General features: G+C 43.8%; 7 protein-coding genes. All 7 read right to left on the bottom strand.

Going from position 1 to position 8158, the window contains the following annotated elements; genetic code table 11:
• Positions 1 to 45: 45 nt before the first annotated feature.
• Genes NST79_RS09360 through NST79_RS09330 form a run of 7 tightly spaced genes read right to left on the bottom strand, consistent with a single transcriptional unit; the run spans position 46 to position 7665 of the window.
• Complete coding sequence (locus tag NST79_RS09360) at positions 46 to 795, bottom strand: polyketide synthase (RefSeq protein ID WP_015383709.1); 750 nt, start codon at positions 793 to 795, stop codon at positions 46 to 48.
• A 39-nt stretch (positions 796 to 834) separates the two neighbouring features.
• Positions 835 to 1614: an enoyl-CoA hydratase/isomerase gene (locus tag NST79_RS09355; RefSeq protein WP_010886512.1), complete on the bottom strand. Its 780-nt coding sequence runs from the start codon at positions 1612 to 1614 to the stop codon at positions 835 to 837.
• On the bottom strand, positions 1602 to 2864 hold the full coding sequence (gene pksG / locus NST79_RS09350; protein WP_015383707.1) for a polyketide biosynthesis 3-hydroxy-3-methylglutaryl-ACP synthase PksG: 1263 nt from the start codon (positions 2862 to 2864) through the stop codon (positions 1602 to 1604). Before pksG ends, NST79_RS09355 begins: the two co-directional genes overlap by 13 nt.
• On the bottom strand, positions 2865 to 4112 hold the full coding sequence (gene pksF / locus NST79_RS09345; RefSeq protein WP_212060462.1) for a beta-ketoacyl synthase N-terminal-like domain-containing protein: 1248 nt from the start codon (positions 4110 to 4112) through the stop codon (positions 2865 to 2867).
• Positions 4090 to 4338, bottom strand: coding sequence for an acyl carrier protein (locus tag NST79_RS09340; protein ID WP_003231809.1), 249 nt, complete (start codon positions 4336 to 4338; stop codon positions 4090 to 4092). The genes pksF and NST79_RS09340 overlap by 23 nt, the downstream gene beginning before the upstream one ends.
• 52 nt (positions 4339 to 4390) lie before the next feature.
• Positions 4391 to 6694, bottom strand: a complete 2304-nt coding sequence (gene fabD / locus NST79_RS09335; protein WP_212060464.1) for an ACP S-malonyltransferase — start codon at positions 6692 to 6694, stop codon at positions 4391 to 4393.
• Positions 6691 to 7665: an acyltransferase domain-containing protein gene (locus tag NST79_RS09330; RefSeq protein WP_212060466.1), complete on the bottom strand. Its 975-nt coding sequence runs from the start codon at positions 7663 to 7665 to the stop codon at positions 6691 to 6693. Before NST79_RS09330 ends, fabD begins: the two co-directional genes overlap by 4 nt.
• Between the last annotated feature and the right edge of the window lie 493 nt (positions 7666 to 8158).

The raw sequence follows: 8158 nt of genomic DNA, 5'->3' as shown, positions 1-8158 counted from the left end.
CACGCTGCCTCCATTTCACCTGCAAAATTTTATATATATTTTCAGTTAATTACCATATAAGCCTTTGATTCTACTTTTGACTTCTTCATGATGAAATGTTTTCTCATGCATCATCAGTTCCTGTTCAATGACGCGCGGCAGCTGATCGCGAAGCGGGGCAACCAAATGATCTTTCAGTGTAACCAGTGAGTTTCTCGGCTTTTCCGCCAGTTCTTGCGCCAGCTCCACTGCATAATCTAACACTTCTGCACGGGGCAGCACCTTAAAGGGAACCCCTCTTTTTTCAAGATCAGCTCCGCGGTAGCTGCCTGCATTCAATAATATTTCCTGGGACAGGCTGAAACCCAGTTTTTTAGGAACGATAAAGGTAGCGCCCATTCCAGGCGTAAATCCGTATTTCATAAAATTAGCCGTATACACGCTTTCCCTGCTCAGAATGACTATGTCAGCAAAGAGCCCCATGACAAAGCCGCCTCCAATTCCATGGCCCTGCATTGCCGCAATAACTGGAATCTCGCAATCCAGCGCCAGAGAATAAAGATTGTCATCAGTGAACTTGGTCAATCCCTGTTGAATTCGTAGCAGTCCTTCTTGCGTTCCTCCTGAAGCAAAATAATTATCATATCCTGTCAAAATGACCGCTTTGTATTTGGGGTTCTGCCGTATGTATTCAAACGCTTGAATTAAACCATCTGTAAGTTCTTGTGAAAACGCGTTTTTATGAGTGCGATCTTGCATCTTTACCTGAATAATGGCGGATTCAATTTCGATAAGCTCTACAACAGAATGCGTCATGATGTCCTCCTAACGGTTCTGATTGTCATTTTTAAACGGTTACTGATCCTCCCATGGGAATTGTCCTGTTTCAACATACCTGATGATTCCCATTTGGTTTTGAGGATCAGAAAACATGTCTTGATTTGCAGTTAAAGCGGTGGCTTTCGCACGACTGACTTGATGATCAAGTGAGCTCATAAACTGTTTATAATGTGCGATTCCTTTTTTATTCAGCCTCCGCAAACGCAATAAATGCTTTCTCAGCAGCACGTCACTTTCAGCATCAAAAGCATCTATTAACCCCCATTCACTGGCTTCCTGAACGGAAATCGGCTTTGTCATAAGCGTCATATAATGCGCTTTCTGCCGACCGATACGGCGGATCAGAAACGGTAAAACACAAGCAGGGTACAGGCCGAATAGCAGCTCAGAGAGACTGAATGACGCCGTCTGATCAGCAATGGCAATATCTGTGGCAGATACAAATCCAAGACCGCCGGCATTCACTTTTCCCCTGACATGCGAAATCGTGACATAAGGGCCGGTCTGCAATTTCATCCACAAATCATAGAGAGGCTCTTGGGAGCTTGCCTGTTTTCTGCCCCTTTTCATTTCCTGATAGATTTCTTGAAAATCCGCTCCGAAACAAAACACCTCGGGAAGCCCCTCTAAAACGACAACCGTCACCGTTGATGTTTCACATTGGTTTAACACTTGCAAGCATTCTTCTATCAGCGTGTCATTAATCGTATTATTCGCTTCAGGACGGTGAAAGGTAATATAGCAAACCGACGCTTGAAAGCGGACCTTTATCGTTTGATAGGTCACGAGATCCACCTGTACTTTCGATGAAACTCAGAAATTTCTTCTAAAAACAAGCGCGGCTTCTCTTGAGTGGACTGCATGATGCCCGGTATCATCTCAAAGTCCAGCTTTACATTGCGCGTCCCAAACCGCACCATCCCGCTCCCCTTAAACAGCAGCTCATACTCTTCCATGGAGAGCTGATACCGGCGATCCAAATGCTTCTCAATACCAAATGTTCGCTGACGCTCCTGGCCTTGCGGAGTTGTAATTCCGCTGTAAAATTCAGAACAGCAGCCGGATCCGTAGGAAAAACAGCCAATTCGTTTAGGCGTATCAAATCTCCCTTGGTCTATCGTGCTGGCCAATGCCAGAAACAAGGCTGCCCCCATAATATTTCCAACTCGTTGACAGTAGTTTAAACCTGGTTTTACCCGAGTTAAAAAATCTGGCTCAATCCCGGATGTTTTCACCTTCGCCACCTTACGCATCATTGTCCGGTGCGCACCTTTCACCATCCCGCCAAAGGGAGTATGGTAAGCAAGATATTGAAACGTGTCCTGATAATTGGCACCCGGTACACGCTTTTGATATTCCAGAAAGGTCTGTTCGCAGCAATCCAAATATGACATTAAAGACAGATCAGAATCTCCCGCTTCACTGTCGGGAATGGGGCGGCACGTGTCCATCACTTCATAGCCGTAATAACCATTTGCTCCGGGATCTATTTGAAACACCTCGGGATTTTCGCCAACTAAAACGGCCACCGCTCCCGCTCCGGCGCTCGGTTCCGCATAAGACCAATCTTCGCTTAAAGCGTCTCCGCCCTCAGCGATTAAAAAACGTGAAATATCACTGGCGATAACCAGTGCTTTGGCACCCGGAGAAGTCTGGGATAATATAAAATTCACCGCCATCTGAAATCCCGCTGTCCCTGAATAACACGCCTGTTTAACCTCAAACAAACGGCAGTTGCGGTTGAGACCTAAATATTCATGGATATATGTACTTAACGATTTCCCAAAGTCGATCCCGGATTCAGAGCAAGTGATCAGCAATTCAATCCGGTCCTTCTCTGCTTCAGATAAAGCATCAATAATCGGCTTAGCTGCATTGACTCCGAAGGTCACGGGATCTTCATAAGGCAGTGCTACCGCTTTTTCTTTCATTAATAAATTTTCAAATCTCGCAGTATCTAAGTGTCTGTATTTGGCCAGCTCCATGACATCAAGGTATGCCGTTCCGCCAAAGACATTCATCGCTTCTATTCCGGCTGAAACCATTTATGATTCGCCTCCACATTTCTCAATGTTTTGTATACAAACCGCGGTGTTCATTCCGCCAAATCCCATGCTTAAGCTCAGCGCATTTTTGATGCGGTATGAAATCGATTTCTCATTTACCCAATGAAAGGAATCATCGATTGGATGATCCAAATTCCGGCTCGGATGCAGGGCAGATTTTTTCATTTGCAGCAAAACAGAAATAATCTCTACGATGCCCGCCGCACTAAGCCCGTGTCCGGTTATCGATTTTGTTGCATTGATATAAGCATGGGAAAGCCGGCATGCACGGAGCGCCTTTAATTCTATTTCATCTCCAATAAAAGAGCCTGTTCCATGAGGATTAATATAATCAATATCTTCTGGTAAAAGCCTGGCACGCTCCAGTGCCTTCTGGATGACATGAATCTCTCCTTCTAATGAAGGATCAGGATTCCGGTTTCCGTCCAGTTTGATTGACCAGCCAGACAATGCTGCATAAGGTATGAGACCTCTTCGTAAAGCCGTCTCCTTTCGTTCTATTACCAATGCACCGCACGATTCTCCATAGATAAACCCGTCTCTGTTTTGATCGAAGGGACGGCACGCTTTTTCAGGTTCATCAGCATATTTGTCCGTCCCCATAGCGCCTAAAGCCCTTAGCGCCTCGCATTCCATATAAGAAAGATCCATTAAAGCACCAAGTGCAATGCAAGTATCAACTTCGCCTGACAGGACTTGCTGAATCGCATGAATGACTGCTAACTGGCCGCTGGCCGAGGCTCCTCCCACCGTATATGCTAATCCCGTGATGCCAAACTGATCTGTACATATCCCGCAAAGATCGCTGTCCATGAAAGACAGGCCATACGCCGGAGAAATAAAACCGGAGCGGTCTTGATACCTTTCATAAACTTCAAAGTTTTCTCTCTGCTGAAAATTTGACCCGCCAACAACCAGTCCGATACGTGAGGAATCTGCATCGTCCAATTCAGCCTCCTCCCAAGCCTCTGTGAGAGTTACCAATGCAGCGCGGCTGGAGAATGATGCTTTTCGCAACATTTTTTTAGAGAGTCGGTCAGGATAAGACAATGACGCAATTTCGGCTCCGATAAACCGGCTGTCTTTTTGTCTGCCTGAACGCTTCATGACATCAAAGGCATGTCTGCCGGACAGCAGCGAGGAAGCAAAGTCCTCTTTCCCTTGACCGATAGAAGCCGTGACGCCTACACCGGTCACCACTACCTCAGGCAGATTGCACTTTGTCATAAAGCACCTCAGCTAATTCACCGATGTTTTTCACCCCGGATAGCTCAATGCGAGGGATTTTTAGCGATAAATCCTCTAGCACCATCGTGATAATTTCAGCTCTGTCTACAGAGTCAGCTCCTAGCTCAACTAGCTGATCTTCAGGCTCAAATCTGTGTCCGTCTAATTCAGGAAGCACCTCGCAAATATTGGTGATTAGTACTTCAAAGATTCTCTGTTTATCCATAATACGCTCTCTCCTTCGAGGGATGATTTTTATAGGTATATTTTCATAATATTCAAACTTTTATTTTTATGTTGTCTGTTGCATGCGACGGCTGATACATCGATTGCATCCGTTCATGAAGCAATACTGCCGTTTCTGTCATTAATTTTTTCCCGATTTCATCCACATGGCGGTTTCGCCAATTTTCAAATTGCGATCCTTTAACCCATTGATTAAAGGCTCCCAGCGCGGGTCCGCAGTGAATTTGATAATCGACCTTCGAATGTTCGCTTCCGCTGATTGCCAATTTTGAGCTGTATCTGAAGTACCATCGGAAAATCAAAGCCATTTTATGCTTCGGGTTTTGTTCAGCCTTCTCAATGTCTGCCGCGGGATAATGCAATGCAATATCTTTATATATGTCTTCTATACTGCGTTTAAAGTATTTCTCCTCAAGCTGGGCCAGCATCTTTGCATCCAGCTCACGTATAGACCCATACCGCTGGTACAGTTCATATAACTTGTTTGCCCGTGCGGGAAAGAACACGCCTTTCTTTAGCACCTGCACTTTACTGCCCGATTCAAACATATCACCTGCAGGCGCATAGGCTGTATCTTGTACATTCATCTGCTGAAGCAAATCCTTTACTTTATCACTTGTTGCCGCCTCAACCGTACATTGATTGATTGAGCCTGTTAGAATAAAGTCAGCCCCTAGCATAAAAGCCGCCATCGCTGCCTCAGGTGTTCCAATCCCTCCAGCTGCCCCAACTCTTATTTTTTTCCGAAATTGATATTTTTTCATCATTTCATCTCTTAAAGATGTCATCGCCGGCATCAGGCTGTATGCCACACCGCCATCTGTATGACCGCCTGAATCAGCTTCTACACAAATATCGTCAGCCATCGGAATGCACCGCAACAACTCAGCTTCGTTCATAGTGATTTTATTTTCTCGTAAAAGCTTTTGCAGCATATTCTCAGGCGCAGGACTCAGAAATGATTCTGCAACTTCCGGCCGTGATATTTTTGCTATGAGACGATTTGAGCATATAACGTCACCATTTTGATTGCGTTTCACTCCTTTTGCGCGGTACCTTACTAATGCAGGAGTGACACTTAAAAATGCTGAAGCCTCCACAATGCTCACTTGATTCCTCAATAAAAGATCGATCATTTTTTCTTCTGATTCAGTATGTTTCATATTGTGGACCAGATTGATGCCGTAGGCTTGTCCTTTTCCTAATTCACCTTGTATAGCATGGATCGCATCTTCAACCTCTTTCAGGCTCAGACCTCCTGTGCCAAAGAACCCCATCATTCCCGCTCTTGACAGCTTTACTACCATTTCTTTCGAAGCAATGCCGCGGTACATTCCTCCTGCAAGATAAGCATATGTAAGATGATAATCTTGTTTAAATTCAGCACTTCCTAAAGATTCTGCCGTAATCCCGGCTTGAACATTGCGTTGCTCCTTTAGATGCGCACTGATCGCGGGGTTCTTTTTCGGTATATATGTCAATGGTTCAGCTTCATTTTTAATCCGATGAATGAGACCGGTTAAAACAGTTCCAGGCCCAATCTCTTCAAATTCCATTTCTCCTCTTCCCATCAGGAAACGAATGCTGTCCGTCCATTTCACTGTGTTGTCCATTTGTTCAGATAATGTATCTTTTAATCTGTCTTGATGGTATGGCTCTGCGTAGACATTGGAGATAACCGGGATCGCCAAAGGTGCAAACTGGAATGAGTCAATATATTGCTTAAATACCTGTTTGGCTTCATTCATATATCTGGAATGAAAAGCTCCGCTCACATTTAATGGATGAAACAGCTTTACATCCTTGGTGTTTTCAAAAACAGCCCGAGCTTTTTCAATCTCTTTTTTCGGGCCAGAAATCACAATTTGCCGGGGCGTATTTTCATTTGCCACATCAATGTCATGAAGACGGTGCTCTTCTAAAACGGCTGTAACTTGTTCCTTACTCAGGCCGATCACAGCAGCCATTCCGCCCCCTGTAATTCGTCCCATCAATTCTCCTCTTTTTTTGACGAGCCTTAATCCGGTTTCAAAATCAAATGCACCGGCTGCCATCAGCGCATTGTATTCTCCTAAGCTGTGTCCTGCCGCAAAATCAGGTTTTCTGCCGGTCTCCTCCACTCTCTTCAAGTAACTGAGTGCATTAACAACGTACAAAGCCGGCTGCGTGTATTCAGTATGATTTACATCCAGATATGATTTTTCGGTACATAGCTTCTCTATTGAATAGCCCAATATTTGATCTGCTTGATCAGTCAAATGCTGATATTGTTCAAATAGGCCTTGTCCCATCCCCTTTTGCTGGGAGCCTTGCCCTGGAAAGACATATGTAATCATCTTGTAAACTTCCTTTCTGGTGTACGGAAATACTCAACCGTATTCAGATTTTTCAGCTCCTGATGAAATGGTGTTATGATTGAGCAGCAACGGTCAGCTGAATCACCCGGAATCAGCTGTTTCACAAAAGCAGCTAAGGTGCCGGATGGCCCTAAATCGATAAACTTGCATGTATGCTGGCTTTCCAAATATCGAATCGCTTCACGAAACATCATTGGCTTTCTGACCGCATTCCAAAAGAAATTCTCGTCCATTACGTGAAGGCAGCTTCCCGTTAAGCTCGATACAATCGGTATTGACGGTTTTTGAAAAGATTTTGATCTTAAAAATTCTGCATAGGCACTCTCTGCCGGATCAATAAGCGAAGAATGAAAGGCATAGGACACAGGAAGCAGCTGGCAAAGAATCTGCTTCTCCTTTAAATCCTCCATAATCTTCCTTATACGATCTTCTTCACCAGAAATGACGAAGTGCGAATCATAATTGATAGAAATGATTTCACTATTTCCAAACAGTTGCGGATGATCATTCAAAAATTGCGGTTTGTCAAGAATGGCCAGCATTTTTCCTTTATCGCAGGAATTCTGGATGATAATAGCCTGTTCAAGTATGCAATCCAGTATATCCTCTGCGTCTGACACACCAGAAACTGCCGCTGCTGCGAATTCTCCCAGACTTGATCCCAATACGTAATCAGGATAAATTCCCCTGTCTTCCAAAACCTTATATAAGGAATACTCAATCATAAAAATGGCGGGGTGGGAAAAAAGAATACTGTCAAACGGATCTGACACACGTTTACCTGGATGGTAGATTTCTTCAACAATGGATGTGCCGATTCGCCGTGCTGCAATGGCATCCATTTCAAGCATTGATTGGCGAAACACGGTATTTTCCTTAAATAGTTCTTTCCCCATGTGATAGTATTGGGAACCTTGCCCGGAAAACATAAAAACAAGCGGTTCATTCATGTGTATAACCTTCTTTTTTTATATTTATGACGGCTATTGGATTTCTTATTTCCATGTATGTTGTAAAAGCACATAGCAGCGATTGAAATGAAATTAATAAATGGAAAAGACATATGTGAAAAAGTAAAGGAGATTCAACTTGGAAGGATTGCTATTGGTGCTCTGGATGCGGTTCATTTATGACGTGATCGTAGATGTATGTTGATATCTCAAAATTGATGTAACATAATAACAGGATCAGCAAAGAACATCGACTCTATGATTGGTGGGTACGGTTAAAAAATGGACCATCTAGATGTGGGAGCGATGGTTTGACAGACCGGCTGACATAGTTCAAATGTCTAACTTAATTTATCAGCCTCTTTATGTAACAGTATATAAAGTTATTCAATTAGAAACAGTGGCAATCGAACGATTGAATCTTTAAAACTTTATACCTTAAATGAAAGGAAATCTGTGTTTAGACCTGATTGATGAGGTGCACGGCCATAGG

The sequence above is a fragment of the Bacillus sp. PS196 genome, from assembly GCF_037963555.1.
Lineage (GTDB): Bacteria > Bacillota > Bacilli > Bacillales > Bacillaceae > Bacillus > Bacillus subtilis.
This window is presented reverse-complemented; position numbering and strand designations above follow the sequence as displayed.